This is a genomic window from Pseudomonas sp. MPB26 (assembly GCF_046605355.1).
Lineage (GTDB): Bacteria > Pseudomonadota > Gammaproteobacteria > Pseudomonadales > Pseudomonadaceae > Aquipseudomonas > Aquipseudomonas cedrina.
Genome location: NZ_CP176793.1, coordinates 3942661 through 3969502, shown reverse-complemented (window position 1 = coordinate 3969502; position 26842 = coordinate 3942661). Strand labels below are relative to the sequence as shown.

Below are 26842 nucleotides of genomic sequence, written 5' to 3'. Positions count from 1 at the left end.
GGTCGGCTGATGCTGCGGATAGACCCGTCAATTGAATGAGTCCTGAGCGGCCATTGGCGGCCGTGCGCCTGCTGCCACCCGAGCGCCGGGCGCCTGGATATGCGCAAGATCGATGCCCGCCGTTTCGTCGATAAGCACACCTGCCAGGACGGTGATCACGCCCAACCCCATGACATAGCAGACGTACAGATAGCCAAGGTCGGCGCCGCCAAGGTAGCTGTGTAAATAGGGGGCGGAGCCACCAAAAATCGCCACCGACACCGACGACACCAACCCAACGCCCTGCGCGCGCGCCTGGGTGGGCACCTGCTCGCAGAGCACGGCGGGGAAGATCGCGGCAATCAACGACCAGGCGCCCAGCCCCAGGACTTGAGCCAGGAACAGCGTGTAGGGCTCAGTGGTCACCATTATCGAAATGGGATAGGTCAGCCCGATCACGCCCAGGCCCCAGGCGATGACCATGGGCCGGCGGCCTACCCGATCGGATAACATTCCGCAGATCGGCAACCAGCACACACAGAGAACCTGCGCCAAAAGGCTGGCCACATAGGCGCCCGTAGGGTCCATGCCCTGGGCAATTGCCGTCGAAGCACCGAACGTGACCCAGGCGTAGTAGGTGACATTGGCGGCCGCAGCAAGCATCACGATATTGCGCGCGACGCGCAGCATCTCGCCCCTGGACAGTTTGCGCGGCGGCCGAGCCAGCCCCTGCTGCTCTACGAACACGTGAGACTCCTGCGCACCGCGACGCAAAAACAGCGCGTAGATACCGAGCAATCCACCGATGGCGAAGCCGATCCGCCAGCCGTAATCGCCCATGGCCTGCGCGCCCAGCAGCCAGGTCAGCGCCGCAGCCACGGCGGTGGCCGCCATCACCCCGAGCGTCACCCCGACGTAGACTGAACTGGACCACAAGCCACGGTGTTTACTTGGCGCGATCTCGGCGACATAGGTGTAGGAAACGCCTGTCTCGCCGCCATGGGCGAGCCCCTGCATCAGCCGGAAAAACAGCAGCGCGACCGAGGCATACAGGCCGATGCTCTGGTAGGCGGGGATCACCGCGATGCCAAGGCTGCTGATCGCCAGCAGCATCATGGTGATCACCATGACGGTCCGGCGCCCCAACCGGTCGCTCAGCCGGCCAAACAGCCAGCCGCCGACAGGACGCGCGACAAACCCCACCGCAAACACGGCAAGGGTCGCGAGCATGGCGGAGCGGGCATCGGTCTTGTCGAACAGATTGCTTGCCAGGTACACCGAAAAGGTTGCGTACAGGGTCCAGTCGAACCACTCGAGCGCATTGCCGATACTGGCCGCGCGCAGGGATTTGAGGCGTCCTTGGTGAGACGTCGTATTGTTCATGTTCTATCTCCGGATTACGGACGGGATCGAAGCGGCTTGGGGAGCTGGATCAGAGGTGCAGTGCCGGCTTGTTCCCGCCGGTGCCATGGGCCGAAGGGACACGCACGCGCAGTGCAATCAGCAGCGCGGCCAGCAGCATCAGAACGGCCGCCGCAACGAAGACGCCTGCGCTGCCACCGAGGCTGAACATTGCACCGCCAGCGGCCGCGCCTGTGGCGATGGCCGACTGCACAGACGCCACCACCATGCCGCCTGCGCTTTCCGCCTGGTCAGGGACCGCGCTGGCGACCCAGTTCGACCACGCCACCGGCACACCGCCAAAGGCCAGGCCCCAGACCGCCAGCAGAACGGCCTGCCCTGGCACCGAGGCCGGCAACAGGACCAACGCCAGCGCCGCAACGCCCACCAGCGCGGGCATCAGCACCAAGGTAGCCAGCGGATGACGGGGCAGCAGCCAACCGGCTACCAGCGTGCCGACAAAGTTGGCCACACCAAAACCCAAAAGCATCAGCGACAGCCCTTGCGGCCCAATGCCGGTCGTCCCTTCGAGGAACGGCCGAATATAGGTGAACATCGCGAAGTGGCCGCTGTGCACCAGCACACAACCCAACATGCCCACGGCGATGCCTGGGCGCTGCAACACTTCAAGCACCGTGCGCAGGCGTGCCGGCCGACGCGGCGCAAGGCTCGGCAGCGTGAACGACTGGAAAGCCAGAGTCACCAGCCCCACCGCCGCCGCGGCAAAGAACGCGCTGCGCCAGCCATAGAGCCCGCCCAGAAAACTACCCAGCGGCACCGCAACCACCGTCCCGATGGCAATGCCACTGAAAATGATCGAAAGCGCTCGCGGCAACAAAGCACCGGGTACCAAGCGCATCGCCACCGCCGCCGCCATGCTCCAGAACCCGCCCAGGGCGATGCCCAGCAAAATACGCATCACCAACAGCACGGCGAAACTGGAGGAAATGGCCACCAACAGATTGGAGGCGATCATCAAGGTGGAAAACCCCAGCAGCACCCAGCGTCGGTCAATACTGCGCGTTAAGCCTGGCACCAACAGGCCGGCGAACAGCGCCACCACGGCGGTCACCGTTACCGCCTGACCAGCCAGCGCTTCGGACACACCCAGATCAGCCGCCATCGGCGTCAACAGGCTGGCCGGAAGGTACTCGGCAGTCAGCAAGCCGAACACGCCCATGGCCAGCGAGAATACGGCCATCCACGCGGGGGTTGCAGGTTCTACCTCCAGCCCGGCGCCAGGACGGCTGTCGGGTACGGCGTTGCATACAAGGTCAGTCATTGCACGGATCTCCCAATCTTTATGGCGACCCGCAGTCTAGGCGCGACGAACTGGATGATCTATGATCTAAAACCTCGATTTATTGACCAAAACACCTGAATAATGCCGCCAGATCACTTTGCCCTCTCCTCCGATCTCATCAACGAGCTGTTGCGCGGCATGCGCCTGCGCGGTGTCGAGTACCGGCGTATCCAGGCGGGCCCGGCCTTCGGCCTGGGCTTCGCTGCCAAGCCTGGGCATGCCTGGTTCCACTTCCTGGCGGTCGGCAACGCGGTGCTGCGGATGGAAGACGGGACCACCTATGCGCTGTCAGCCGGCAACGCCGTGTTCATCTCCCATGGCGCGGCTCATCAACTGCTCTCGCATACGGACGCGCCTGTTCAAGACATCGACCTTCTGAACGGCGAGCCCCTCGGCGACACCGTCAGCGCGGTGGACACCGGAACCGATGCCGGCCCCAAGCCCGCCACGATTGTATTCAGCGGCTGCATGGAATTCGAATTGGGCAGCCTCCATGGCCTTGGCAAGCTGATGCCGGGCCTGATGCTGATTGATGCCGGCGGCCAGCGTTACCCCGGACTCGTGCCTATCCTCAGCACCATGGAGCGCGAGGTCAGCGCTGCACGCGTCGGCTTCGCCGGCATCCTCGCGCGACTGGCCGACGTGGTCGCCGCCATGGTCGTTCGTGGCTGGGTCGAGTGTGCCTGCGGCAACGCCTCCGGCCTGGTCGCCGCCCTGCGCGATCCGCGACTGGCAGGTGCGCTGCTGGCGCTGCATCAGCAACCGGGTCGCGACTGGACCGTCGAGCAATTGGCGGAGCAATGCAATACGTCCCGCTCGGTGTTTGCGGAGCGTTTTCAGCTGACGATTGGCATGACCCCGCTGCGCTATGTCACCGAAGTGCGGATGCGGCTTGCCAGCCAATGGCTGACGCTCGAAAGGCTGCCAATTGAAGAGGTGGCGCAGCGTTTGGGCTATACCTCCCAGGCGGCGTTCAGTCGGGCGTTCAAGCGTGTTACGGGTAACACGCCTGGGTTGAGTCGCAGGTTAAGACAGATCGCTGTTTCCTGAAGCCGCAGGAGGGAAATTCAAAATCCCCCTCTTAAATTTGAAACTGCTTGGTCAACCGGTTCAACCCGGAAGCGAGTTTAGTCAGCTCCGCAGTGGCAAGGGCCGTTTGGTTTGCACCCGCGGAGGTTTCGCTGGAAAGGTCGCGAATGCTCACCAGATTTCGATCCACTTCACGCGCCACCTGGGCTTGTTCTTCTGATGCCGTGGCAATCATGAGATTGCGCTCGTTGATCTGGTTCAGCGAGGCGGTGATAGCCGCCAATACCGCACCCGCCCCATTGGCCATTTCCAAGGTTTTATTGGCCTGGACACTGGTCTGGTTCATCGAGGACACCGCACCGTTGGTACCCGACTGAATCGAGCCCACCATTTTCTCGATTTCCTGGGTAGATTGCTGAGTGCGATGGGCCAAGGCCCTGACTTCATCCGCCACTACCGCAAAGCCGCGACCCGCTTCTCCCGCCCGGGCCGCTTCGATTGCCGCGTTGAGTGCGAGCAAATTGGTTTGTTCAGCAATGGCCCGAATCACGTCCAGGACCTTGCTGATGTCGGCAGCCATGACGGCCAGGGATCTCACCTCGGCGGAACTGGACTCAACATTGGAGACCATCAGATTGATCGCAGTCACGGTGTCTTCAACTTGAGCACATCCGGCGATCGCCGCAGAGCTTGATTGCGCGGTCAGCTCGGAAGTAGAAGTTGCATTGCTCGCAACCTCCTCCACAGCGGCGCTCATTTCGGTCACCGCAGTGGCGGCCATTTCAATCTCGTGGCTCTGGCGCTGGAGGGTCCGCGAAGCACCCTCGGTGACTGCATGCATTTCTTCACACGTCGCAGCCAACTGCGTGGATGAGTCACCAATCAACGTCAGCGCTTGGCGCAGGTTTTCTTGCATGAGCGCTAATGCTTTGATCAACCGAGCGGCTTCGTCGGTACCTTCGAGCTTGATGTCCTTACTTAAATCGTTTGCCGCGATACGCTCGGCAATTTCCAGCGACTCGCCAATGGGCCGAGTAAGACTGCGGGTGTACATCAGCGCGAGCAGCAACGAAGTCGCCAAGGCGACAGCGATAAAGAGGCCGACAATCAACAGGGTTTGCTGATAAGTATCCTTAGCGTCGGCGCCAGCTTTTCTGGCTTTGCCATCGTTGACTGCTACCAAACCGGCGATCGTTTTTTCCACCGCCTGGGCGGCATCTTTCATTTGGCCATTGGATATTGCCACTGCAGTCTCAAGTTGCCCCGCTGTAATTGCTGCCAGATAAACATCCTGCACAGCGTTATAGCCACGTTGTGCTTGTAAAACCCCCTGATACGCTTCTCGGCCTTGGGGGGTCACGATCAGCGCGCCCAACGATTGCAGGTAAGTGTCGATCAACTGCCGAGACAGCTGGATATCGCTGAGTGCTTTCGTCCTGCGATCCTCAGGTTCAAGGGGGTTGCGCAACCGAGCGTTATTACCCCTGATGCCTACGAACTCTCGATCCAGTTGCCCGAGCAATTTGACGCTGGGCAGAACATTGGTCTCGACGTATTGCTCTGCGGCATTGAGACGGCCGGCTTGGCGCAGAGCAAGCAATCCAATTGCAATGATCATCACGCAGAAAAAACCGAAGCACAGGGCGGAGCGTGAGGCGAGGTTCAATTTTCTGAGGATCATGGCGGGGTAATCTAAGGGTGTGTAGTCAGTTATCGCCTTGAGTTGCCGATACTTGAGTACCGGGACAGGTTTTACACCCCTGGAATCGATTGCAGCCGTGTGGGTGATTCTCCTGGCCAGCCAGCAAGCCGGAGGCCGTGGGCTGACCTAAAGCTTGCTCCACACCCGCCGATGACCTGCATCAAACCCAGCGAATCAAGGACTGATTAAATGCTATCGCCCGTCAGCTCAACCTACATCCCGCCGGCCGATACTCGCCTCACGCCTTCTAACCAGAAGCTTGAGTCCCAGCCGATAACGGATACCGCCATGGAGGCCCTGGCAAATGCCGCGCCCGCAGTGATCTACCATCCCAGTGAAGACGCCAGCGCCACGGTAGAACCGCTGGAGGCCGTCGATACCTGGATCGGTCGCTCCCAATCGCCGGACTTCCCTCGATTTGCCGAGCTGGCCGCCAGCGCGCACGGTGTACTGAAAGCCTCTTTCCAGGCATTCCAGGCAACGCTGTGGAGCAGCGCTCCCGACCTTGCCAGTAAAAAGTACGGCTTCACAGTCGAGGCCGATGGCAAGCTCAAGGTGCTCGATACCGCCGGCCAGCTCAGCAGCTCGGACACCCAGCGGCTCACCGATCTACTCAACAAATCCCTTGGCCTCAAAGCGGCAGCGGTGACCTATCGCGATGCCTCCATCGACCTGGTAGACGCCGATTCACCTTGGTCGGGCAGCTACATGGGTTTCTACAGCCTGACCAAGGAAAACTTCGCCACCACCATTGACCTGGCGCCCTTGTTCAAAGACACGCGCACCATGGTTCCAGCGGAATTCAAGGATGCGGTTTTTTTTACTCAGCTGTCCTACAAAGGTGAGCGGGCCACACGTGAGACGGAAACCGCCATGTTGGAGCGACGCGCAGCGCAGCGGTTTTCCGCGCAGGCGTGACTGGCAGACCGAGCACATCCTGCGTAATCACTTGTAGTGAGCGGGCTTGCCCCGCGCTGGGCTGCGAAGCGGCCCTAAACCAGGCGACCGGGATTTATCTGGGACACTGCGGCGTCTTTATTGGGGCCGCTTCGCAGCCCAGCGCGGGGCAAGCCCGCTCACTACAGGGTATTTTTCAGCCTTGAAAGTCGTGTAGGAAAGACCAGGACGCGTCCTACACCGAGCTTGCGTACCTTGCCGCATTGCCTACAGTTGCGTCAGAATCCGCCGGCTTGTGCGCTTGAGTGGGCGTCTCTAAGGTGGCTCGTCGCTGAAAATTCAGTGATCGGGTTTAGTAGCCTGAGTGACAACATAAAGTGCATGAGCTTCATCAATCAGATGTTCTTGTCTGTGCTTGATGGAGGCTGTGCGCAGGGCGCCCACGGGCGCGCCGGCTTTGTGTGTTTCCCCGGTCTACTAACCTGCGTCCAGCCGCCACCCTTTCGTTTAGTAGCGAAAAGGTGCTGGCCCTAAAACAGGCTGCGCATCGTGCGATTGACCACTACCTCAACACAGCCGCCGAATCGCAAGAGCCGCCTCCCCCCCTCGACAATTCTTTCCACCTAAGTAAATCCGCCTCCCTCTGCGGGTAGAGAGCGCTTCTCGATGTTTGCATAGCGCAGGAGGCTAACCGTCCAGCCTGTTCATCTACAGGATTGGCCTGCCCGACCTACAGGCTAGCTCAAATCATGCAGGTCTCGCCCGAGAGGCTGGCTCAAAGACCATTCAGAAAACCTTACCCTCAACCCCTGTCGCTGCGGTGTGCAGCACATAGGGCCCACCGTATAGCTTTGCGCCTCTGGAAAGGGTGCAAGCCTGAGCAATGGCCAAGTCAAACCCTCTGTTGAATATTGCAAGCGCAGTACCCCATCGGAAACGGTCAGACGAAGCCAAAAATCGTCAGGGTCGCCAGCAAAGCAGCCAGTCGCCCAGTCCGACTTGCCCTGTGTCAGCACGCTACTGATCATGGGCTTGCCATCGTTATATTCAATCCCGGCCTTGAGCCAGGTTTGCTCATTAAGCCTGACCATAATTCCCGCTTGATCATATAACTCACGGAAATCGGCGTTAATTCTGACTTGAGCGGTAAAGCCCCCAGTGGTTTCAAATCCCAGGAAATGTCCGCTGTCTCGAACGAATCCGTAGTGGGTTTCACGCCAAAAATCGGTTTGGAAGTCAGTAAAGACTTCCAGAGAGTGGTCAGGATAGGTTTGGCAAAGGCTCGGTTTATTCAGCCAGTTAGCCGCTTGCCAAATCGACGTTTCAACGTTTTGACCGACCTCTGCAATCTGCTTTTTACCCACCCTGCTACCTCCACCATTGATTAGTTGAATCCTGCTGTGCAAACCCATACTTCTGCGCATTGAATCGAAGGCAACCTTAGCGTGTTCAAGGCTGAATAGGTATGCCCGACCCACGCGGTATAAAAGGCTAGAGCCAGAACGATTGCCCCTAGGGACGGAAACATCTTCTTTCTCGATGCTCTCAAAACCGCCTCGCTCGAAGAAAATAATAGCCTTTGACTATATCCCCCCCCTGGGGGATAGGATCACCGCGCAATCCATTGCTCAAAGAGGCCCAAGCATGACCGAACACACGCATGGCCATGACCATCTCCACCAAAGTCATGACGCCATCATCAAGCGCCTGAAACGAGCGGATGGGCACTTGCGCAGCATCATCACCATGATCGAAGAGGGCCGGGAGTGCGTCGATATCGCGCAACAGCTGCACGCGGTAGAAAAAGCTATCTGCCAAGCCAAGCGCACGCTGATTCAAGATCACATTGATCACTGCCTGGAGGACACCGTCAACGCTTTGAACAAAGGCGAGCGCGCGCCCCTTGAAGCCTTCAAGCAAATCACCAAATACCTGTAGGTCGACATGCCGAATTTCGCAGAACTGCTGCAACAAGGCGGCGCACACGCGTGGCTGTATTTCCCGAGCGCCATCCTGTTAGGCGCTTTGCATGGGCTGGAGCCCGGCCACTCCAAGACCATGATGGCGGCGTTTATCGTAGCGATTCGTGGCTCGGTAAAGCAGGCCGTACTGCTCGGCCTGGCCGCAACGATCTCTCACACTGCGGTGGTCTGGTTGGTCGCGCTGGGGGGGATGTACCTCGGTCGTGGCCTTGATGCCGAAACCACCGAACCTTACTTTCAGCTTGCCTCGGCCGCGCTGATTATCGCCATTGCGCTATGGATGCTTTGGCGTACCTGGCGTGGTGAGCGGATGTTCCGTTTGGAAGTCGCTCACGATCACCACGCCCATGCCGAAACACGGCGGGTGAACACCTCGCACGCCGGTCACCACCATGATCACAACATGGACTCTGCAGAACACAGTCACGACCACGGTCATCCAACGCTGGAGCTTGGCGACGAGGGTTATCAGGACGCCCACGAACAAGCGCACGCCAGCGACATTCGCAAACGCTTTAGCAACCGCGAGGTCACCACGGGCCAGATTATCGTCTTCGGCCTGACCGGTGGCCTGATTCCTTGTCCAGCCGCAATCACTGTCCTGTTGCTGTGCCTGCAAGTTAAGGCCGTCAATCTCGGTGCGGTGCTGGTGCTGTGCTTTAGCCTTGGGCTGGCGTTGACGCTGGTAACGGTGGGCGCTGCCGCCGCCATCGGTGCGCGGCAAGCCTCCAACCGTTGGCCATGGCTGAGCAAGGTGGCTCGCCGAGCGCCTTACCTTTCCAGCCTGTTGATTATTGGCATGGGCATGTACGTAGGTATCAACGGTTGGATTGGTCTGAGTGCATGACGGCGAAAAAGAATCTGTAACCGGACCTGCGCATAACGGTGGTTTGGACCGGGTCAAGATCCTGACTCTGTTGAGGATGAGTATTTCCAGCGGGTCATGAGGCACAGCTTGGTAGCTGCCGCGCCATGTAGGACGACCTAAGACATGTCCTACATCAAGCTTGCGCACCTTGCCGCATTGCCTACAGTTGCGTCAGAATCCGCCGGCTTGTGCGCTTGAGTGGGCGTCTCTAAGGTGGCTCGGTCGCTGACAATTCAGTGATCGGGTTTAGTAGCCCGAGGTGTAATTTCCGCTTGGTGCACAAGCGTCATCCTCCAGACTTCCCGTCTGTGCTTGATGGTGGCTGTGCGCAGGGCACCTTCGGGTGCGCCGGCTTTGCGGAATTCCCCGGTCTACTAACCTGCGTACAGCTGCCACCCTTTCGTTTAGTAGCGAAGCGGTGTCGGCCCTAAAAGGGGAATTTCGTACATGTACAAAGTCACGCCCAACCCTCCAAGCAATCCCGACCTGAAACTGAATCAGGCGGCGCATCGTGCGATTGATCATTACCTCAACACAGGCACCGAACCGCCAGAGCCACCTCCCCCACCCTCGACAACGCTATTCAGCGTTGCGGACGATGCCAGCAGTGAAGTACTGATTGCCAATAGCTACGAAACCTTCTCTTCGGTGACCGCGTTGTTGCTTGACCTGTCGGATGAACTGACGGGGAAACAGCGGGATGTCGCGTTGGCGATTCACCAGTTGAGTGAGCTGGGGGTATTGTTGGTGGATAAATTAATGGAGCGGGAGGGTGCTGGAGCAGCTGGCTAACCTTTCGGACTCGATAGATCGCTGAGGCGTTGTGACCACTGTTACGACGGCTCGGCGATTTACCTGCGGGTAAACATTCCGACTTCTAAGCTCTTGGCAAGGGAACTGTTCTGTCTAAAAAATTCCTCTACCCGAAAGCAAATATGCGCGAGGGGCTGCTTTCGGCCAAAAGCGGTCACTCCCCGAACAAATCCTATTGGCCAGTGGCAACTCTTCAAGGATACTCGTGACCAAGGCTAATCTTAAATTAAATCGCTTCAGACAGCCCATCAACAAACTACACCAAGCTTTGGCAATAGAAGTCATGAATAATAAACAACCAAGCGGCCAGCTCACTGGCGGATTGTGCCATCGATAGTGCTATGTCAACTATCACCATGCCAGTGATTGAAAGAAGCAAGGCTTTAATAAAAGTCATCGCTCACAAATCTCTTGGTATCTCTCATAGAAATCTCCGCAGCCACTGATATCTTGTAGCAGCCTTACTCTGCTTTTGTGGCTTTTGTAGAAATTAAAGGATAACTCAATATTAATTAAAAACTTACTAATATCAGAATCATCCATGACCACGATAATGCAAGTGCTACTAAGGTAGTCGGTTATTTTGAATACTTCACACTTCTTCCTCATTAAAACAATCGCCAGCTTTCCAAAGCTGGAAGCGCGAGAATATCTCTCAACTTGATTTACCGCATCAATAAACTGTTTTCTCACGGATGTGTTTTTGCATTCTACAACTATCGATTTTGATTTAGTTTCGTTTAGAAGATTATTGAAATTTTGATCATCAGATATTTTGGCCCTGACAAAAAAGTCTCTTCGGTGCTGATTAGATGCATTTGCTTGTTGGTAAGAAACTTTAAAACCGGCAGCCATGAAATATATGTTTAAAAAAATACCGACAAGCTTTTCGTACTTGTAACAATCTTCCTTCCCGGTTTTTGTTTTTTTTAGTTCTCTATCTAAGAATTTCATGGACGGCAAGATGGCTCTTTCGTAAAATTCCATGAATGACTCGTCGTCAGCCAGCATGCAATAAGACATTACAAGCGGAAGATTTGATGACAACTCATACATCGTATCAAGCTCATTGACAACCTCGAAGTATTGCCGACTCATGTTGCAATATTCAGCCTTCAAGCTGGTAATAACGTCATCTTTAAGTTTTTCTTCGGTTGCATCGGACAAAAACCCAAGCGATACGTTTTCTACGCAGTGATAATTGAAAAGATAAAATCTTCGCTCGACTTCAGAGGTTTTCGGGCAACGACTGTACCGAAATGAAACGGCGTACCCATGACTCTCTAAGTAGTCGTAGAGTATTTCTAAAGAGCCTGCACCTTTTTTATCTATCAGGTCTTCTGTGGTTTTTTCATAAAGAGTACTTAAATCCATTCGTATGCCTGCTATGAAAAAGTGACGAGGTGATGATCTTTAATTTTTATTATATCCATGAGTCTTGGTCAAGAGAGCGGCTTTCCAAAAACCCTCTCTCAAGATAATTGTTTTATCATCAACTTTCCTTTGATGGTATTCCAGCAAGCTGATCGAAAAGTTATCAAGAGCGTAGTCTGGCCCCATTTCTTTAGTCAGCCGAAGCAGCTCAGTATTGTTGCCATGTCCGGTCTTAGCGTAAGACGTCCATCTTGACCACAAACCGTGCTCACCATACGCTGATCCAACATATTTTTTCCCTGTCGCATTGTCCGCGATCAGATATACCCCTTTGATGTTAGATAGTGCAGCCACCCAATCTGATGGGTTATCGTATGCCAGCGCTCGAAGTTGGCGAAAGCTTATGTGGATATTCTCATACCCTGGGAACGGTTCTCCAGTAAAGGGTTCCCGCAGAACTTCAAGCACACTAATATTTTCTAAGTGAATCTCACCTTTCAGGAAGGGCTTGGATGCACTTCCTCGGTTAAATTTTAATTTTAATCTGCCGACCAAACCCTTCAGTTCGTCCCGATGACGAGCTTCAACACCCTTCTTTGCGCTCGCCCAAATATCAATGAAGCCTGCAAATAGCCAGATATTACGCCGTGAAGGAAATTCCACTAATGAAATTAGTGCATCGCAGTTGATGCTTTGTGGAATATCAGTTTCTTTAAAGACTTTCGGCCAACCAGCCATGTCCTTCCGAAACACATCCAGAGCGTTGAATTCGCCTACTTTTGTCGCAAGATGAATATCGATCTTTTCGAGAAGGGTTTCCGGGACAATTTCTGCAAGTTCAACTTTCGTATAAATCATCTCAAACCCTTACTTATTTTTCTGTTGGACTGTTTTCTTCGCAAAACCTTATCCGCCCTGCAGAGTTGCATACAGATGAGCCTCTGTGAGTGAGCTGTCTTAACTCATCCGGCTGAGCAATTCAGCCCCCCGCGTCTATCGAAAGGCTAAAGCACATGGCGGGGCGCTAGCCAGAAGACGATTTGGTTGGTATCAACACTGTTCCGCCTCTGAACTGTCATTTGTAGCTGGCAGGCAAGAAGCTTTGAACATCGGGCGTAAAGACTAACTCGTGCATCGCTACTTTCATCTGCAGAGAAGCAAAGGCCACGGCCCGGCTGTTTTTTTGAGAACTCAACGATGATCATGCGGACTGTCTTGAAAACTTCGTGCGGTGATCCGGCACCCGTAACTTTTACAGAGTTATCTTTCTGAAGCGCAAACGAAACGCTCCATGTCGGTACTCCCTCCGGTGCTGCGTATGCAGGTACATAGAAGAAACAGACCCTATAGCCGGTACCTCGCTTGGTAGAGAAGTAGGCAGTATCACCTGCCTCGTTCCAGTGCCACGGTTCTGTCATAAAATTCTCGCTGTCGACGGACTATATGTAAAGAAGAACAAGGTCGGATGCCTTGCGTCGATCTGCAACTGCCTCAAAGCCATTGCGCACCCCGCTTATTACCGACCATAAAGCGAACGCTCCACGTCCAAAGCGCGCCAGGGGTAGGTCTGTCCGTCTCGGTCAGCCCAGTGCGCCTTTGGTCCCAACTCATTAAGTAGCTCCGCTCTCGCTGACAGCATGCTGCAATACGTTTGGTAGTGTTGAAAGTTTTCTGTTGAGGTACTTACGTATTTTCCATTTAGTTTGAATCCAAATATGGGGTACTTACGGGAAATTACTGAGTCGATGACGCCGCATTTGATTGGAGCAAGAAATGCGACTATTTTCGACGCAAACGCAAATTGCAATTGTGGTAAAGAACACAGATTACGTACCGCCTCGCCGTATTGCCCAGAGTCCACAAGGCTCGCTGCCTCACGCAATAAGCGGACGGCCTCATCGGGAGCGAAGTCGACAAGACCACGTCGCCTACGAATTTCCCCCAGGCGCAGAAAGCTCGACCCATTGATGGCTGTCTGCACCTTAGACAAGGCACGAGCGCGGTTCGTATTCCCCTTGGAGGTCGCATAGTGCCCCCAATAAAGTACGCTTAGATAGCCCAGCAATAACTGCTCATCGAGCGTCGAACGCAACAACTGATGGTGATACCGATCCAATTCCGACGACGTGCTGAACTCGATATGCATGTGTTGAGATACGGTGCCGGCTAGTCCAACAAAAGGGTAGGAATACGCTTCGCGGCTTTCTTTAGGTTCCATTCGAGCGGCCTAGACATCAAAGCGACACTATGCCATATGGCAAGCAATTCCGGGGCTTTTGGCACCTATTAATTCACCATATGCCTTTGCAGTCATGCTCGTTTCGAAGCTGGCAATCCCAGGTTGGAGCTCCCAGATCTGAGGGGCAGCCTTCAGCCGCTAGCAGCCCTTAACGAAGGTCTGCTTCGGGTCGACAGCGGTCCTTTCCTTTCTCTGACAACATCGCCCTAGCCCGCACTTAACCCCCACAACACATCCAGCACATGTTGCGTCGGCCGTTCGACGTCCCCACCACGGTGGGCAATACCGAGTTGACGCCACAATAAGGGCTGTAATGGCCGCATGACGATCCTGGTATCGGGCAATGGCGTGGAGGCTTCATGCGGCAACAACGTCGCACCATAACCGGCCGCCACTAGGCTTTTGATCGCATCGTTGTAGTTCAGTTGAATACGCGGCGTGGGCTGCCGTCCATCACTTGCGAACCACTCTGAGGTCAAGCGCGAAAGCCGAGTAGTGTTGTCATTCAGAATCAATGGCTGAGCGGCCAGCCAACCGGGGGTCACAACATCCGGGCATTCCCAACGTGCCGGCAAGAAGGCCATGACCGGGTCCCGCCGCCATGGTTCGATCCGCAACTCCTTCACCGGGGTCTGTGGCAGCGCGACCAGGCCGATCTCCAAAGAGCCCTCGACAAGCTTCTTCAAAGTTTCCTGTGACGTGAGCACCGCGACCTGCACATCGATAGCGGGATGACGTTGGCTCAACGTCTCCAAAGCTTGCGGCATCAACTGTGCGATAGCCCCTGTGGAGGCACCCAGCCGCACACGCCCGGCCAAGCCATGCACCTGACGCTCCACGTCCTCAAGCGCCTGCTCTGCATCTGCCAACAGGCGCCGCGCGCGTTCCACCAGTGTTTTCCCAATCGCCGAAGGCTGAACGCGCCCACGCGTGCGCGACAACAGCTTGCCGCCAACCCGCGACTCCAGGTCGGCGATATGCAAACTGACCGTGGGTGGTGCTAGGTGTAGCACACGGGCCGCTTCGGCAAACGAACCCTCGTCGGCAATGGCCACCAACGTGCGCAGACGGTCCAGGCTAATTTCGCGCATGAGTCATTCCTTGTTCAGAAAACTGAATTTCATCGTTTGGAAATTCAACTTTCCCTATCTTAGCCCCGCATTGAAGATTGGAACTCCTGATTTCCTATGTCCGAGAGCATTCCATGGCAAGTCCCCTCCTATTTATCGACGGCGACCAAGGCACCACCGGGTTGCAAATCCATCAACGTCTGAGCGACCGGACCGATCTGCGGCTCATCACGCTCAGCCCCGAACACCGCAAGGATCCACAACGTCGCGCCGAAATCATCAACGCCTGCGACATCGCGATTCTCTGCTTGCCCGACCAAGCCGCACGCGAAGCTGTAGCGAGCATCACAAACCCCGCCGTTCGGGTGATCGATGCGAGTTCGGCGCACCGCACTCATCCAGACTGGACCTATGGTTTTGCGGAGATGAACTCGCAGCAGGCCCAACGCATCGCCACGGCGCGGCGGGTCAGCAATCCCGGTTGCTATCCCACGGGGGCGATAGGGCTGCTGCGCCCATTGCTGGAGGCCGGGTTGCTGCCCAGGGACCTCCCGACGAGCATTCATGCTGTGTCGGGCTATTCCGGAAAAGGTCGCGTCGGAGTGCAAGAGCATGAGGGAGAAGGCGCCTCACAGGCACCGTCATTTCAGGTTTATGGTCTGGGGCTGGCACACAAACATATTCCGGAGATTCAGCAGCAAAGCGGTCTGATGGAGCGGCCGATGTTTGTGCCGGCCTATGGGGCTTTTCGGCAGGGGATCGTGCTGACCATACCGTTGCAACTTCGGTTGTTGGCCTCGGGCGTGGATGCGGTGCGGTTGCATGCGTGTCTCATGCAGCACTACATCGATGCGGACCATGTACAGGTGATGTCGATGCAGGAGGCTAAAGGGCTGACGTACCTTGATCCTCAGGCGCTTAACGGGACTGATAGTTTGCGATTGATGGTGTGTGAAAATGATGAGACTGGGCAGGTTTTGTTGGCTGCGGTGTTTGACAATCTTGGGAAGGGAGCCGCCGGAGCGGCTGTGCAGAATCTGGATTTGATGGTTGCAGGAACATGACTCCGACTACCACTCCAGTCTGAGAGCCCCGTCAAACGAGATAATCCGATTGAGCGTTCACACACCGATTCGGAAGGGCATGTTGAAAAGTTTCAATCCGGCGAGAGGACTGACGCAATTGATACGGAACAGCGGCTGCTTCAGTGGGGTGGGGCGTTTCAGATTTAGGCTGGCAAATTGGTCTGCCTCAGTTGTTCAGCTATCAGACCGTGCGATTTTTTGATTTCGGTCGGAACCTCGGGCGGTCCAGCCTGCGCGAGCACCCCAGCAACCGCACGTCGTGCAGGAGCTGTAATTATTCACATCAACAAAGATCCGGTGAACCTGGCAGCGGAGAACGATATCTCCCTGATTGGTGATGCGACGGCGTTGCTCTCGACGCTGGTAGCAGGAGAGTAAATACAACGTCTTCGCGCGGGTTTCCCTACGATTTTCCGTTGAAGGGAGGAAACTCCAAGTGTTCATCTAGATGCATTTGCAGTAACGCCGCTTCTATTCGCCTCGATGTGTCTTGGTCCTCTACGACGGCCCAGTGAAAGGTAATCATGTGCCCAATCGCCAATAGCTGAGCGGCTTTTGATCTGATCAGCCGGCCGTGCCTGCCTGATGGGTAGCGATAACCGTAAAGGCGCGACCGATCCGAGTCGCCCCCCAGCTGACCCGTCTGGCCAATGTAAAGCACTTGGCTGTCGCCCAGCAGGCGTGGAAATCTTTCTCCAAGCATCAGTGCGTACACGGCAGGGGCAGATGAAAAGTGTCGGCGATCGCGCAGAGCGTCCATCCATGGTGAAGTATTTGGAAGGGTGGAGATGATGTGCTGGGTGGTTGCCATGAAAGATGTGATACGAGGGTTGGACGGAGTAGGAATATTGCATTTTGGCATCAGCCCTGCAATTCAGCGCCCGGTGACGCAAGCATGAGCCTCTAACCCGCTGTTTGAAAGCCCGGCTTTGTAGGCGCCTCCAAATCTCAAATAGAGCCTTGGTTAACGTCCGCTTCTGGCCGATTCTGTTGAAAAAGTCAGCTTCGAACTCCGCGCCAGAAAAGTACGCGCCTGAGATTGAAATCTGAATTCTTGGCAGTAGGTTCAGGACTCGGATTTCACGTAGCGGCGTGAAACAGAGTTGTTTTCATCCATTAATATTCGAGTGTTTTGGGAAACCGACTTTTTCAACACAATCGGCCGAATGCTGCCTGTCAAAAGACTGTTCTTCGCCAACCGCGTCCATCCGTCGCACCCCTCAAACGCCCCCTCCTGCCCCCACCCCACCCCACCCGCCGATAACTTGAATATCCAAACGCCTCCCCACGCGTCCACACGAATCGAGCCCCTCCCACCATGAACCCACTCAACCTCCTCAAAAAACCCCACCCCACCCGTCAAGGCACCACCACCCTCACCTGCACCGCCAACGAACTCGACGCGTCCCTGGCGACCCTGCGCATCAGCCCCACCCTGATCACCGGTTTCATCTCGCCGCACCTGGACATCGACCAGGTTGCCGTCAAGCTCAAACGTCGCTTCCCCCACGCCACCCTCAGCCTCTGCACCACGTCCGGCGAACTCTGCAACGCGTCCAATACGCTGTATTGCGCCACGGGCGAGCGCTGGGACCGGATCGTGTTGCAGCTGTTCGACGACAGTGTGATCGCCTCGGCCGAGGTGGTGATGGTGCCGCTGGAGTGTGAGGACATTCGCAGCGGCGGCAAGCGCCTGGGGATGCAGGAGCGGATCGCCAAGTTGGTGAGCAATATCAAGCGGGTGCAGGTGCGGACGTCGATCGATCATCGCGATACGTTGGCGTATGTGGTGTTTGATGGGTTGTCGGCGTCGGAGTCGTTTTTCATGGAGGCACTGTATGAGTCGGGGCGGTTTCCGTGTCTGTTTGTGGGCGGGTCGGCCGGGGGTAAGGCGGATTTCCAGAAGACATTGATTCACGACGGCCAGCGCAGTTATCAGAACCATGCGCAGATTGTGTTTTTGAAGACGGCGGCGCAGGTGCGGTTTGGGGTGTTCAAGAGCCAGAACTTCAAGCCGGCGGATGTGAGCTTCAGTGTGCTGACGGCGTCGGTGGAAGACCGCACGATTGATCAGGTGATCGACAGTCAAGGCAACATCAAGAGCATGGTGCAGGCGCTGTGTGATGCGTTCAGTTGCACGCCTCAGGCGCTGGAGACGAAGCTGGCGGATTATTCGTTTGCGATTCGGGTGGGCAGTGAGCTGTTTGTGCGCTCGATTGCGCGCATCGACTATGAGCAGCAGATCGTGCAGTTGTTTTGCGACGTGGCGCCCGGCGAAGAGTTGGTGATGGTGCGGCGTACGCCGTTACGCGAGGCGACGCGGTTGGACTACGAGCAGTTCTTGCGCGGCAAGGGCGGCCAGCCGGTGGCGGGTATCTTGAACGACTGTATTTTGCGCCGGCTGAATAACGGCGCCGAGCTGGGCAGCATGGCCGGCACGTTTGGGGATGTGCCACTGGCGGGATTTTCGACCTTTGGGGAGATTCTGGGGTTGAACCTGAACCAGACGCTGACGGCGATTTTCTTCTTTCGGGTGGCCAAGGGTGCGAGTTTTACGGACGAGTACGTGGACAATTTCATCGCGCACTACGGCGAGTTCAAGGCGTTTTTCCTACGGCGCCAGGTAAAGAAGCTGGCGGGGTTGAACCATGTGGTGGTCAAGCAGATTGCCGCGTTCAAGAACAATGACTTCAGCACCACCCTGAATACCCGTGGGCTGGACCGCAATATCCTGCCGGTGTTCGAGGGCCTGGCGGACTTGGGCCAGGTGTTGGCCCAGGCCGAGCGTCAGCAGGAGGATATCGCGGCGCAGCTCAAGCATTATTCGGGTGAGTTGCATGCGTCGATGGATGACTTGGTGGGCACCATTGACCGACAGAACACGGTGTCTGCCCAGGCCGGAGCCACGGTGGAGGGGCTGTCCAGCCAGGCGGATGTCGCGGTGGAAGGCGCGCGCACCCTGGCCGGGTCGAGCCTACGTATCCAGTCGATTGTGCAGGTGATCCAGCAGATCGCCGGGCAGACCAATTTGCTGGCGCTCAACGCCGCGATTGAAGCGGCGCGTGCCGGCGACCTGGGCCGGGGCTTTGCGGTGGTGGCGGACGAGGTGCGCAAGTTGGCGGAAATCACGCGTAAGAATGCGGCGGACATTGGTGTGGATATCGACCTGTTGTCCAGTGAGATTCAGCGCGTGGCGCAGCAGATCGAAGACCAGTCCACCGGCGTGGGCGCGCTGCGCGAGATGCTCGATGCGCTGGAGGCATCCAGCCGTGAGACCGAAGGCACGGCGCAGCGCACCAAGACGATTGCGGACACCTTGACTGGGCTGACCCACGCTTAGGCATCAGCGTGGTCACGCCCGAATGCGGCGCCCTTTCCCGAGTGCGTCGCTCTCTTCAAGCCCGCTTGGGCAAAGTCCAATTCGGCCGGATGAAGTGGCACGTATACCCATTCGGAATGCGCTCCAGGTAATCCTGATGCTCCGGCTCCGCCTCCCAGAACGGCCCCGCCGGCTTGATCTCGGTCACCACCGGCCCCGGCCACAAGGCCGAGGCATCAACGTCGGTAACCGTATCGGTGGCGATGTCCCGCTGCTGTTCGCTCAGGTAATAGATCGCCGAACGGTAACTGGGCCCAAGGTCATTGCCTTGTCGATTCGGCGTGCTCGGGTCGTGTATCTGGAAAAAGAACTCGAGAATCTGCCGATAAGTGATCACCGCCGGATCAAACACAATCTCAATGGCCTCAGCGTGGCTGCCGTGGTTGCGGTAGGTGGCATTCGGCACATCGCCGCCGGTGTAGCCGACGCGCGTGCTCAGCACGCCAGGGTAGCGGCGCAACAGGTCCTGCATGCCCCAGAAGCAGCCGCCAGCGAGGATGGCGGTTTCGGTTTGGTTGGTCATGGTCTGCCCTTGCGTTTAATGGATACAGGGGTAGTTATGGGGCTGTGTTGGCTAATACCAAGCGTCAACGACGGTCAGCTGTCCGGTAAACGACGAAATGTGCCAGGCCTCAGGGTTTGAAGTTTTTCATCAGCTTGAAAAGGTGACCGGGCCAGAGCCATCGTGTCTTAGGTTGCTCCCCCGTGTCGGAGAGGGCTTGGAAGAGGCTATTGTTGCGCGCCTCGCTGGCGGGATCGTTCAGGGTTGAACGCTGTTGCGCTTGATCCGTTGGTGGCTCGGCGGGCTTATACACCTGGCGGGTGGCTTTATCCAGCCTGTAACCCTCGGCCTTGCCGTACTCGGTGAGGCTCCATACACCGTTGACGACCTGTGTGACTGCTTTGGAAGGTGGGAGCCTTATATCCTTGTGCGTGGTGCTGACGACATGATCTTCGACTCTGGCTCTTTTGAAGGTGGTGAACTCACTGCCAAGTGGAGGTTGATCCGCGCCCTCACTGGAGAATTTTTTTACCATCCGCTCCAGGAAAGGTATGCCGCCAATGTTGATGAACGATCCGTGGTCCGGGCTCAGAATGTATCGCAAAAAGCCCTGGTCGATACGGGTGCTATTGATTGCCGAACCGTTGAGTATGCTGGAGGCGGTTGCGGCGTCCTCCGGCTTGAAATCCAAGGTCACTCGATACCCGTCCGTGTCGTAGCCATTATTGCCACTGAGTTGACGCCCGTCGCTGTAATAACGGTAGGTGCTGAGTGACATGACCAATCGATCGACGTAAGCCAGATCTGCGCCTTGCGACTGTGCATAGGCGTACATGTCCCCGATCAAGGCGCGATCATCAAGGGTCAGGAATTCGCTGCGTCTTTGAGTGATGTTCTCAAAGGTCGCCGGTGGCAAGGCGACGGGGGGTTCGCGATTGTTGAACAAGCGCGAAACCATGATGTCACGGCCATTGACAGAGACCGACTCCGAACTCGACGCAGTTGGAGACTCCATCGATTGCATCGTTTCCCAAGCTGCGCGTCGCTCGTTAACAGTGAAGGCGCCACTGTCATCGCGGGCAATCAGGTTGAGTTGATCGCGCCCAAGCCCGTTGAAGGGGTTTGTGTCGTGGCCGTTCAGGAAGTCAGTCGCTTGTCGCGCCCGTGCCAACAGTTCCGGGTGGGTGGTATTGGGTATTTCTGCGTCGTGTTGCGTGTTGTTGGCGAAATATTCTTCGCCTGTGATCGGGTCGAGCGGATCGGTGCTTTTCTGCTCCACACTGGCTGCAGCCCGCGTTGCCGCGTCACTCAGTTGAAGTGCCAGGATTGAAACCGTAGTGGAAGTGCCACGATTTGAAGAAATGGACGCGGCATTTTTGCTGTCCTCCGGCGACACCGGGCGCCGGGCAACAACGCTGGCGGCATCGTTTGCCGGGCGGGTGTTAGACGAGGACGTAGATGAACTGACGTTAATCATGGGTATTCACCTTACCTATGAACATTCATTAAAATGCGCATCATCGAAACGAGCGTGAGCGTTTGACTCCTCATCAGTACCTATATTTAAAACTTACCGAGTCCACACCAGCGGGACGAGCGTAAGGTCGCGCGCCGCCTAAAACTTTATGATTAATCACAACCTTTGAACCATGACCGAAGGCTTGATCATTAAAAAGCATCAATGTCCCGGAAGCATTTGGATAGATTTTTTCGCAGCTATTTTGAGAACTGAACGGCAGAAAATAACATAACTGGACTTCTTCATTGATCGTCCCAGGATAGTAAGTTGTACGCCAACTAATCTCCAACAGCTGCTTGGGCCCCACGAGTGTTCCCGCAGGAATGTCGGGGTACAAAATGTCGAAGACTGCGAACCCGACACCGGGATCAATATTAGAATTAGACAATATAAGTACCGGACTGGGCGCCTTCATTTACTAATCATATGCTCCGCAGCAAACGTATCAGCCTGTGTAAAAATAATAAAACCGGCAAACAGAGCAAGCGATAACTGACTTGCGTTCTTGCTGTTTTGACGCACCATCAAGCTTTTCATAATCATCACCATAGAGTCGTGTATTAACACTTAAGGATCAAATCAAGCCAGCTGTAAGGTTCACGCCTCTACCATTGCACGATTAATTAACCGAAGAAAGCCATGCACTTCCTAAAATAACGAAGGACAACTCCGTCAGACTCTAAAGTAGGAATGCGTGAGCCACTTCCTAGTCCCGCCTGCCCTCTACCCAAACGGCCTGTTTGGGTACATGCTGCGCCACCTCATATCAAGGACGATAAACAGTGAAAACCACCCTCGCCGCCCTCCTTTTGCTCTGCTTGACCGCTGCCGCGTCGGCTGAGGAAACCGCCATTGGTTTTCGAAGCAGCACCCTGCCCGACGTGCAAAACCACCGCGAACTGCAAATGGTGGTCTGGTACCCCGCCGCCACCGCTGCCACCCCCGAACTGATCGCCGACAACCCTGTCTTCGTCGGTGCCCCCGGCGTGCCCGACGCACCGCCGGCTGGGGGTGAGCATCCGCTGTTGGTGCTTTCCCATGGGTATGGCGGCAATTGGGGCAACCAGGTGTGGCTGGCCAGCGCCTTGGCTCGCCAGGGTTATATCGTCGCGGCGGTCAACCACCCCGGCACCACTAGCAAAGACCGTAGCCCGCAAGCGGCTGCACAGTTGTGGCAACGTCCCCAAGACTTGAGCCGCGCCATTGACGCGGTACTGACTCAGCCAAAGCAATTTGGCGCGGTGGCGAAGCAGCGGATTGCCGCAGTGGGTCATTCCATCGGCGGCTGGACGGTGATGGAAATCGCCGGTGCGCGTTTCGATCCTGTGCTGTTTGCCCAGGACTGCGACATCCACCCCAAGTTAGGCGGCTGCATCGGCTATAAAAAGATGAACCCTGCCGGCACGCCAGTCGGGAAGGCCGAACTGGCCAAGGATTTGAGCGATAAGCGCGTCACCGCCATCGTGTCCTTGGACTTGGGCCTGTCGCGCGGCTTCACCGACGCCAGCCTGGCCGCGCTGCCGGTGCCGGCGCTGGTGATTGCGGGAGGCGTACCCACCGAGGATATGTCGCCCGAATTGGAGTCGGCTGACATGGTCAGGCGCATGCCCAAAGCGTCGACGCAGTATATGGAGATTAGCGATGCGACCCACTTCAGTTTCATGGCGATCTGCAAACCGGATGGTATGGCGTTGATTGAAGAGGACTCGCAGGGGGATGGGATGATTTGCCGGGATGGTCAGGGAGGTCGGCCACGGGAGGCGATTCAGCAGCAGGTTGTGGAATTGATCACAGCGTTTCTGGCGCGTACAGAGTCCTAGTCAAAGAAAACGCTACTCAACGCAAAACGTATGAAATACGATGCATAAATGTAAAATTCCGCATATTTGCACTGTATAGGATGCAATTTGATATGGAAGATTTGGGTCTGCTAATCAAAAGCCTGCGTAAGGCGGCAGGCCTTTCGCAAAGTCAGCTCGCGCTTCGGCACGGTATGAGCCGAGCAACCATTTCGGGGATTGAGAACAACACCATCCCTGAAGTGGGGGTCCGAAAGGTAGCCGCTATCCTTGAGGGGTTGGGCTATGAATTGACCGCGACGCCCAAGCGTCGCCGCAAGACGCTCGATGAACTGAAAGCAGAAAACTTCCATGACTAAAGAAAGCGAACGGCTGAACATCGGGGTCAGCGGCATATTGGCCGGAATACTTGGGCGCAGTGAAGAAAACCGACACGACTCGGTGTTCTCATATAACCAAGCGATTGCCGAAAAGGACGCGGTGTCCTTGACGATGCCGGTACGCTTGGAAAGCTACACCTGGACGTATGGAATCCATCCTCTGTTTGAGATGCACCTTCCCGAAGGGCATTTGAAAGCCGAACTTGTGCGCCGCTTCAGCAAGTCCGTACGCGGCTTTGACGACTTCGCTCTGCTGGGTATCGTCGGTCCGCACCAGCTAGGTCGCGTCAGCATCACCCACGCCAGCGCTGGCGAATCGCTGCCTGAAATCAAACTCTCCGATCTGCTGATGTATGACGGGGCGAAAGACCTGTTCGACGATCTGATGAAAACCTACGCAGCCTATTCAGGTGTGTCCGGCGTTCAACCTAAGGTACTGGTGCGCGATGCTGGCGATACGGATCCCGATGTTGCGCGCCTCACCCACCGTGGCGCCACGCACTTGGTGAAGGCCTTCAATGATTCAGACTTCGCGCAACTGGCAGCCAATGAGTTTTTCTGCCTGCGCGCGGCCTTTCATACAGGCCTTGAGGTACCTGAATGCCAGTTAAGCCAGCAGGGCAAGTTTCTGGTGGTGAAACGGTTCGATATCCGGGATGGCGCCTACCTGGGGTTTGAGGATATGTGTGTTCTCTCCGGAAGGGGAACAGACAGGAAATACGACGGCAGTTACCAGGGCTGCGCAAAGTTGATCAAGGCGTACGTTCCCCCTTCCCGGGTTACCAAGGCATTGGAAGACTTCTTCTTGATGGTGGCGCTCTCGGCGGCGATCCAAAATGGTGACGGGCACTTGAAGAATTTCGGGCTGCTCTATGAGCACTGCGCCGAAAACGCCGATGTTTGGCTCGCGCCAGCCTACGACCTCGTGACCACCACGGTGTATCAGCCGAACGACATCATGGGCCTGCTGCTCGGCGGCTCGAAAGCGTGGCCAAAGCGCAAGCTGCTGGTGCAGTTCGGACGTAATTCGTGCAACTTGACAGAGGCGCGCTGCAATGAATTGCTCGCCAGGGTACGCAGCGGCATGAACCGCGCGATGCTAGAGCTATCGGATTATCGAAGCACTCACCCGGCTTTTGAAGCGGTGGGCGAAAAGATGACCGCCGCGTGGGCTGCAGGGCTGGCGAGAAGTATTGAGCCGGCGTAGACGTTGCCTGCCGGCTCAATGCAAGTCGCTGCCCTCGCGACGTGCAAGCCTGTTAACCCGCCTCCCTGTAACAGCGGCCGCCAGGAATGATCATGGCTAAACCCAAAGACACCGCCTTCGCCTATCAGGCCGTGTACCGCTACCTCGTCGAATGGATAGAGGCCAGCCCTGCCCAAGGTGATCGCAGGTTGCCGTCCCTGCGCCAATTGGCGCAGCGCCTCGGTGTATCGGTGTCGACGACCAAATACGCCTACGCGCTGCTTGAGGATGAAGGGCGCATCTACGCCAAGCTGAAGTTGGGGTACTTCACCCGTTCGATACCGCCGCCTCCATCGACTGATCACTCGCCCAGCCTGCTCGACCAGGTCTTCGCCAGCGCCCGCCAGCCTGGAATGCTGGCCTTGAGCAGCGACGCCCCCGCCCTGTTGCTGTCGCTGGAGAACCCGCTGCTGCTGATGGAGCGGGAGCTGACCCGTCATTACCCGCGCCCACTCACACCGCTGTACCTGCCCTTCGGCGAACCGGAGCTGCGGGCGGCGTTGGCCGAACGCTATACCCGCTCCACTGATTGCTACTGGCAGGCCGATCAGGTATTTATTGGCGCGGACCTGCACAGCGTGCTGGAGGTGTCACTCAATGCCCTGGACCTGGCGGGCACCGTGGCGCTGGTGGAGTCGCCCTGTTCGTGGGCGATTCTGCGCCAGTTGCAGGCTGCGAATATCCGCGTGATCGAACTGGCCCTGGGCGCCGACGGGCGTTTCGACCTGCACGCGCTTAATGAACGGCTCACGCATGAGCCCATCGCCCTGGCAGTGCTGTCCTCGACAGTGAACATTCCCCACGGCAGCCGCATGCCGGACGAGGACAAGCGGCAGATCTGCCAATGGCTGGCTGAGCGGGATATCTGGCTATTCGAAAACGACACGTACGGCGAGTTGTATTTCACCTCCCAACCGGCGCGCTATCGTGACTTTGCCGCCCCGCACAGACTGGTGGTGTTCTCCAGCTTCGACAAGATGATCGGCGCGGAGGCGCCCTATGGCTATCTGCTGTGCCGCGGGCATGGGCTGCAGTTGCAACGATTGTTCCTGGAGCGGGCGTTTCGTCTCTCACCGATCCGCCAGAAAGCGATTGCCAAGCTGTTCACCTCCAGGCGCATCGACACGCATCTGCATAAGCTGCGCGCCTTGTTGCAGGACTGCATGGTTCGCATGAGAGGCTTGCTGGACCAGCATGGCAATGGCGCTTTCCACGCAATGATCCCGCAAGGCGGCGCGTGTTTCTGGCTTGAGGCCACACAGCCGGTCGACATGCAACGGGTGTTCGAGCGGCTGCTGGCTGAACGCATTGTCATCGCCCCTGGGGAGCTGTTCAGCCAGCAAGGTGCCTGGAGACAGCATGTGCGCTTGAGCTTTACCCTCGATTGGAGCAAGGACATCGTCCGTGCCGTGGCGCAACTGGGACAGGCAATCCGTCAAAGTCCGTAGCAGTGCCGCGCCTGCGGGAAACGCCCGTGGCGCACGTCTTCAGCAAAGCGCTCGCAGGCGTCGCGGATCACCGCGCCAACGTCGGCGTACTGTTTGACGAAGCGCGGTGCCTGTTCGCCGCCAAGGCCCAATACATCTTCTGTCACCAACACCTGGCCGTCACAGGCGGGGGAAGCGCCGATGCCGATGGTGGGCATCGCCGAATCAAGGGTGATCTGCCGGGCAACGCCCTCGGCCACCCCCTCAAGCAACAGGCTGAACGCGCCCGCCTGCAAGTTGGCGCACGCATCCTCGGCAATCAAGGCGCCGGTCTCGGCGGTAAGGCCCTGGGCCTTGAAGCCGCCCATGACATTGACGAACTGCGGCATCAGCCCCACATGTGCCATGACGGGAATACCGCGCGCCACCAGAAATTCGACGGTGCCGGCCAAGGCCTTATTGGCTTCCAGTTTGACGGCATCGCAACCGGTACGCGCCACTACTTGTGCGCAATTGCGAAAAGCCTGTTCATTTGATTCCTGATAGCTGCCAAACGGCATGTCGGCGATGACACAGGCCAGGCGCGTACTGTCGACCACGGCCCGGGTGTGGCCGATGATTTCTTCGAGCTGCATGCTCAAGGTCGAAGGCCGGCCATAACCGACCATGGCCGTGGAGTCGCCGACCAGGATGAAGTCGACCACCGGGTCGATCAGCTTGGCGATGGCGCTGGAGTAGGCGGTGAGCGAGACGATTTTCTGCTGGCCCTTCATGGCAACCAATTGCGGGACGGTCAGGCGTTTGGTGCGGGTGTGGATGCTCATCAGTGTCTTCCGTTGTGCGCTGGA

At 56.8% G+C, this 26842-nt stretch carries 24 protein-coding genes and 1 pseudogene; 12 read left to right on the top strand and 13 right to left on the bottom strand.

Annotated features, from left to right (window positions below; all coding sequences use genetic code 11):
• Positions 1 to 27: 27 nt before the first annotated feature.
• A complete protein-coding gene (locus ACLH0H_RS18365) occupies positions 28 to 1362 on the bottom strand; it encodes an MFS transporter (protein ID WP_411379087.1) in 1335 nt (444 codons plus the stop codon).
• Positions 1363 to 1411: 49 nt separating this feature from the next.
• Positions 1412 to 2662 carry an MFS transporter gene (locus ACLH0H_RS18360; protein WP_411379086.1) on the bottom strand — a complete coding sequence of 417 codons (1251 nt, stop codon included), beginning with the start codon at positions 2660 to 2662 and terminating at the stop codon, positions 1412 to 1414.
• Positions 2663 to 2764: 102 nt separating this feature from the next.
• Between ACLH0H_RS18360 and ACLH0H_RS18355 the strand changes: the two genes are divergently transcribed.
• Positions 2765 to 3733 carry an AraC family transcriptional regulator gene (locus ACLH0H_RS18355; protein ID WP_411379085.1) on the top strand — a complete coding sequence of 323 codons (969 nt, stop codon included), beginning with the start codon at positions 2765 to 2767 and terminating at the stop codon, positions 3731 to 3733.
• A 31-nt stretch (positions 3734 to 3764) separates the two neighbouring features.
• Here the strand turns inward: ACLH0H_RS18355 and ACLH0H_RS18350 are convergent, their stop codons facing one another.
• Positions 3765 to 5393 carry a methyl-accepting chemotaxis protein gene (locus ACLH0H_RS18350; protein WP_411379084.1) on the bottom strand — a complete coding sequence of 543 codons (1629 nt, stop codon included), beginning with the start codon at positions 5391 to 5393 and terminating at the stop codon, positions 3765 to 3767.
• 210 nt (positions 5394 to 5603) lie between these two features.
• Between ACLH0H_RS18350 and ACLH0H_RS18345 the strand changes: the two genes are divergently transcribed.
• Positions 5604 to 6332, top strand: a complete 729-nt coding sequence (locus ACLH0H_RS18345) for a hypothetical protein (RefSeq protein ID WP_411379083.1) — start codon at positions 5604 to 5606, stop codon at positions 6330 to 6332.
• Between the two features lie 716 nt (positions 6333 to 7048).
• Here the strand turns inward: ACLH0H_RS18345 and ACLH0H_RS18340 are convergent.
• Positions 7049 to 7627, bottom strand: a complete 579-nt coding sequence (locus ACLH0H_RS18340; RefSeq protein ID WP_411382433.1) for a DUF1349 domain-containing protein — start codon at positions 7625 to 7627, stop codon at positions 7049 to 7051.
• Positions 7628 to 7955: 328 nt separating this feature from the next.
• Here ACLH0H_RS18340 and ACLH0H_RS18335 point away from each other — a divergent pair, with 328 nt between their 5' ends.
• From ACLH0H_RS18335 to ACLH0H_RS18325, 3 genes are all read left to right on the top strand, one after another.
• Positions 7956 to 8249 carry a metal-sensing transcriptional repressor gene (locus ACLH0H_RS18335; protein WP_411379082.1) on the top strand — a complete coding sequence of 98 codons (294 nt, stop codon included), beginning with the start codon at positions 7956 to 7958 and terminating at the stop codon, positions 8247 to 8249.
• A 6-nt stretch (positions 8250 to 8255) separates the two neighbouring features.
• Positions 8256 to 9140 (top strand): nickel/cobalt efflux protein RcnA, encoded by an 885-nt coding sequence (locus ACLH0H_RS18330; RefSeq protein ID WP_411379081.1) that lies wholly within the window; start codon positions 8256 to 8258, stop codon positions 9138 to 9140.
• A gap of 468 nt (positions 9141 to 9608) precedes the next feature.
• Positions 9609 to 9953 (top strand): DUF6124 family protein, encoded by a 345-nt coding sequence (locus tag ACLH0H_RS18325; protein WP_411379080.1) that lies wholly within the window; start codon positions 9609 to 9611, stop codon positions 9951 to 9953.
• A 414-nt stretch (positions 9954 to 10367) separates the two neighbouring features.
• On the opposite strand, the gene ACLH0H_RS18320 is transcribed toward ACLH0H_RS18325, so the two are convergent.
• From ACLH0H_RS18320 to ACLH0H_RS18305, 4 genes are all read right to left on the bottom strand, one after another.
• Positions 10368 to 11348, bottom strand: coding sequence for a hypothetical protein (locus tag ACLH0H_RS18320; RefSeq protein WP_411379079.1), 981 nt, complete (start codon positions 11346 to 11348; stop codon positions 10368 to 10370).
• A 39-nt stretch (positions 11349 to 11387) separates the two neighbouring features.
• On the bottom strand, positions 11388 to 12206 hold the full coding sequence (locus tag ACLH0H_RS18315; RefSeq protein ID WP_411379078.1) for a GIY-YIG nuclease family protein: 819 nt from the start codon (positions 12204 to 12206) through the stop codon (positions 11388 to 11390).
• A 658-nt stretch (positions 12207 to 12864) separates the two neighbouring features.
• On the bottom strand, positions 12865 to 13566 hold the full coding sequence (locus ACLH0H_RS18310; protein ID WP_411379077.1) for a hypothetical protein: 702 nt from the start codon (positions 13564 to 13566) through the stop codon (positions 12865 to 12867).
• A 227-nt stretch (positions 13567 to 13793) separates the two neighbouring features.
• A complete protein-coding gene (locus ACLH0H_RS18305) occupies positions 13794 to 14678 on the bottom strand; it encodes a LysR family transcriptional regulator (protein WP_411379076.1) in 885 nt (294 codons plus the stop codon).
• A gap of 113 nt (positions 14679 to 14791) precedes the next feature.
• Between ACLH0H_RS18305 and argC the strand changes: the two genes are divergently transcribed.
• From argC to ACLH0H_RS18290, 3 genes and pseudogenes are all read left to right on the top strand, one after another.
• Positions 14792 to 15721: an N-acetyl-gamma-glutamyl-phosphate reductase gene (gene argC, locus ACLH0H_RS18300; RefSeq protein ID WP_411379075.1), complete on the top strand. Its 930-nt coding sequence runs from the start codon at positions 14792 to 14794 to the stop codon at positions 15719 to 15721.
• Positions 15722 to 17060: 1339 nt separating this feature from the next.
• Positions 17061 to 18215, top strand: a pseudogene (locus tag ACLH0H_RS18295) (FIST signal transduction protein); the annotation flags it as partial.
• 372 nt (positions 18216 to 18587) lie between these two features.
• Positions 18588 to 19082 carry a methyl-accepting chemotaxis protein gene (locus ACLH0H_RS18290; RefSeq protein WP_256664870.1) on the top strand — a complete coding sequence of 165 codons (495 nt, stop codon included), beginning with the start codon at positions 18588 to 18590 and terminating at the stop codon, positions 19080 to 19082.
• Between the two features lie 55 nt (positions 19083 to 19137).
• Here ACLH0H_RS18290 and msrA read toward each other — a convergent pair whose 3' ends face one another.
• The 4 genes from msrA to ACLH0H_RS18270 form a co-directional block, all read right to left on the bottom strand.
• The gene (gene msrA / locus ACLH0H_RS18285; RefSeq protein ID WP_411379074.1) at positions 19138 to 19644 is read right to left on the bottom strand and encodes a peptide-methionine (S)-S-oxide reductase MsrA; all 507 of its coding nucleotides are present in this window, start codon (positions 19642 to 19644) and stop codon (positions 19138 to 19140) included.
• A 109-nt stretch (positions 19645 to 19753) separates the two neighbouring features.
• Positions 19754 to 21100: a hypothetical protein gene (locus ACLH0H_RS18280; RefSeq protein WP_411379073.1), complete on the bottom strand. Its 1347-nt coding sequence runs from the start codon at positions 21098 to 21100 to the stop codon at positions 19754 to 19756.
• Positions 21101 to 21173: 73 nt separating this feature from the next.
• A complete protein-coding gene (locus ACLH0H_RS18275) occupies positions 21174 to 21557 on the bottom strand; it encodes a hypothetical protein (RefSeq protein WP_411379072.1) in 384 nt (127 codons plus the stop codon).
• Positions 21554 to 21679 carry a hypothetical protein gene (locus ACLH0H_RS18270; RefSeq protein WP_411379071.1) on the bottom strand — a complete coding sequence of 42 codons (126 nt, stop codon included), beginning with the start codon at positions 21677 to 21679 and terminating at the stop codon, positions 21554 to 21556. Before ACLH0H_RS18270 ends, ACLH0H_RS18275 begins: the two co-directional genes overlap by 4 nt.
• Before the next feature lie 245 nt (positions 21680 to 21924).
• On the opposite strand from ACLH0H_RS18270, the gene ACLH0H_RS18265 reads away from it, so the two are divergent.
• The 4 genes from ACLH0H_RS18265 to ACLH0H_RS18250 all read left to right on the top strand — a co-directional run bounded on the left by ACLH0H_RS18265 (position 21925) and on the right by ACLH0H_RS18250 (position 26015).
• Positions 21925 to 22962: an alpha/beta hydrolase family protein gene (locus tag ACLH0H_RS18265; protein WP_411379070.1), complete on the top strand. Its 1038-nt coding sequence runs from the start codon at positions 21925 to 21927 to the stop codon at positions 22960 to 22962.
• A gap of 92 nt (positions 22963 to 23054) precedes the next feature.
• A complete protein-coding gene (locus ACLH0H_RS18260) occupies positions 23055 to 23300 on the top strand; it encodes a helix-turn-helix domain-containing protein (protein ID WP_186692170.1) in 246 nt (81 codons plus the stop codon).
• Positions 23293 to 24528: a type II toxin-antitoxin system HipA family toxin gene (locus ACLH0H_RS18255; protein ID WP_411379069.1), complete on the top strand. Its 1236-nt coding sequence runs from the start codon at positions 23293 to 23295 to the stop codon at positions 24526 to 24528. The genes ACLH0H_RS18260 and ACLH0H_RS18255 overlap by 8 nt, the downstream gene beginning before the upstream one ends.
• 92 nt (positions 24529 to 24620) lie before the next feature.
• Positions 24621 to 26015 (top strand): PLP-dependent aminotransferase family protein, encoded by a 1395-nt coding sequence (locus ACLH0H_RS18250; RefSeq protein WP_411379068.1) that lies wholly within the window; start codon positions 24621 to 24623, stop codon positions 26013 to 26015.
• On the opposite strand, the gene panB is transcribed toward ACLH0H_RS18250, so the two are convergent.
• On the bottom strand, positions 26003 to 26818 hold the full coding sequence (panB, locus tag ACLH0H_RS18245; RefSeq protein ID WP_411379067.1) for a 3-methyl-2-oxobutanoate hydroxymethyltransferase: 816 nt from the start codon (positions 26816 to 26818) through the stop codon (positions 26003 to 26005). The two genes, ACLH0H_RS18250 and panB, sit on opposite strands and share 13 nt — an antisense overlap.
• Between the last annotated feature and the right edge of the window lie 24 nt (positions 26819 to 26842).

Bases quoted from the DNA above. Each gene is read 5' to 3' on its own strand.
- ACLH0H_RS18345 (WP_411379083.1), top strand. From the start codon at position 5,604: ATGCTATCGCCCGTCAGCTCAACCTACATCCCGCCGGCCGATACTCGC.
- ACLH0H_RS18355 (WP_411379085.1), top strand. From the start codon at position 2,765: ATGCCGCCAGATCACTTTGCCCTCTCCTCCGATCTCATCAACGAGCTG.
- ACLH0H_RS18290 (WP_256664870.1), top strand. From the start codon at position 18,588: ATGGATGACTTGGTGGGCACCATTGACCGACAGAACACGGTGTCTGCC.
- argC (WP_411379075.1), top strand. From the start codon at position 14,792: ATGGCAAGTCCCCTCCTATTTATCGACGGCGACCAAGGCACCACCGGG.
- ACLH0H_RS18305 (WP_411379076.1), bottom strand. From the start codon at position 14,678: ATGCGCGAAATTAGCCTGGACCGTCTGCGCACGTTGGTGGCCATTGCC.
- msrA (WP_411379074.1), bottom strand. From the start codon at position 19,644: ATGACCAACCAAACCGAAACCGCCATCCTCGCTGGCGGCTGCTTCTGG.
- ACLH0H_RS18335 (WP_411379082.1), top strand. From the start codon at position 7,956: ATGACCGAACACACGCATGGCCATGACCATCTCCACCAAAGTCATGAC.
- ACLH0H_RS18270 (WP_411379071.1), bottom strand. From the start codon at position 21,679: ATGAAAAGCTTGATGGTGCGTCAAAACAGCAAGAACGCAAGTCAGTTA.
- ACLH0H_RS18320 (WP_411379079.1), bottom strand. From the start codon at position 11,348: ATGGATTTAAGTACTCTTTATGAAAAAACCACAGAAGACCTGATAGAT.
- ACLH0H_RS18330 (WP_411379081.1), top strand. From the start codon at position 8,256: ATGCCGAATTTCGCAGAACTGCTGCAACAAGGCGGCGCACACGCGTGG.
- ACLH0H_RS18250 (WP_411379068.1), top strand. From the start codon at position 24,621: ATGGCTAAACCCAAAGACACCGCCTTCGCCTATCAGGCCGTGTACCGC.
- ACLH0H_RS18365 (WP_411379087.1), bottom strand. From the start codon at position 1,362: ATGAACAATACGACGTCTCACCAAGGACGCCTCAAATCCCTGCGCGCG.
- panB (WP_411379067.1), bottom strand. From the start codon at position 26,818: ATGAGCATCCACACCCGCACCAAACGCCTGACCGTCCCGCAATTGGTT.
- ACLH0H_RS18360 (WP_411379086.1), bottom strand. From the start codon at position 2,662: ATGACTGACCTTGTATGCAACGCCGTACCCGACAGCCGTCCTGGCGCC.
- ACLH0H_RS18310 (WP_411379077.1), bottom strand. From the start codon at position 13,566: ATGGAACCTAAAGAAAGCCGCGAAGCGTATTCCTACCCTTTTGTTGGA.
- ACLH0H_RS18315 (WP_411379078.1), bottom strand. From the start codon at position 12,206: ATGATTTATACGAAAGTTGAACTTGCAGAAATTGTCCCGGAAACCCTT.
- ACLH0H_RS18260 (WP_186692170.1), top strand. From the start codon at position 23,055: ATGGAAGATTTGGGTCTGCTAATCAAAAGCCTGCGTAAGGCGGCAGGC.
- ACLH0H_RS18325 (WP_411379080.1), top strand. From the start codon at position 9,609: ATGTACAAAGTCACGCCCAACCCTCCAAGCAATCCCGACCTGAAACTG.
- ACLH0H_RS18350 (WP_411379084.1), bottom strand. From the start codon at position 5,393: ATGATCCTCAGAAAATTGAACCTCGCCTCACGCTCCGCCCTGTGCTTC.
- ACLH0H_RS18275 (WP_411379072.1), bottom strand. From the start codon at position 21,557: ATGAAGGCGCCCAGTCCGGTACTTATATTGTCTAATTCTAATATTGAT.
- ACLH0H_RS18255 (WP_411379069.1), top strand. From the start codon at position 23,293: ATGACTAAAGAAAGCGAACGGCTGAACATCGGGGTCAGCGGCATATTG.
- ACLH0H_RS18280 (WP_411379073.1), bottom strand. From the start codon at position 21,100: ATGATTAACGTCAGTTCATCTACGTCCTCGTCTAACACCCGCCCGGCA.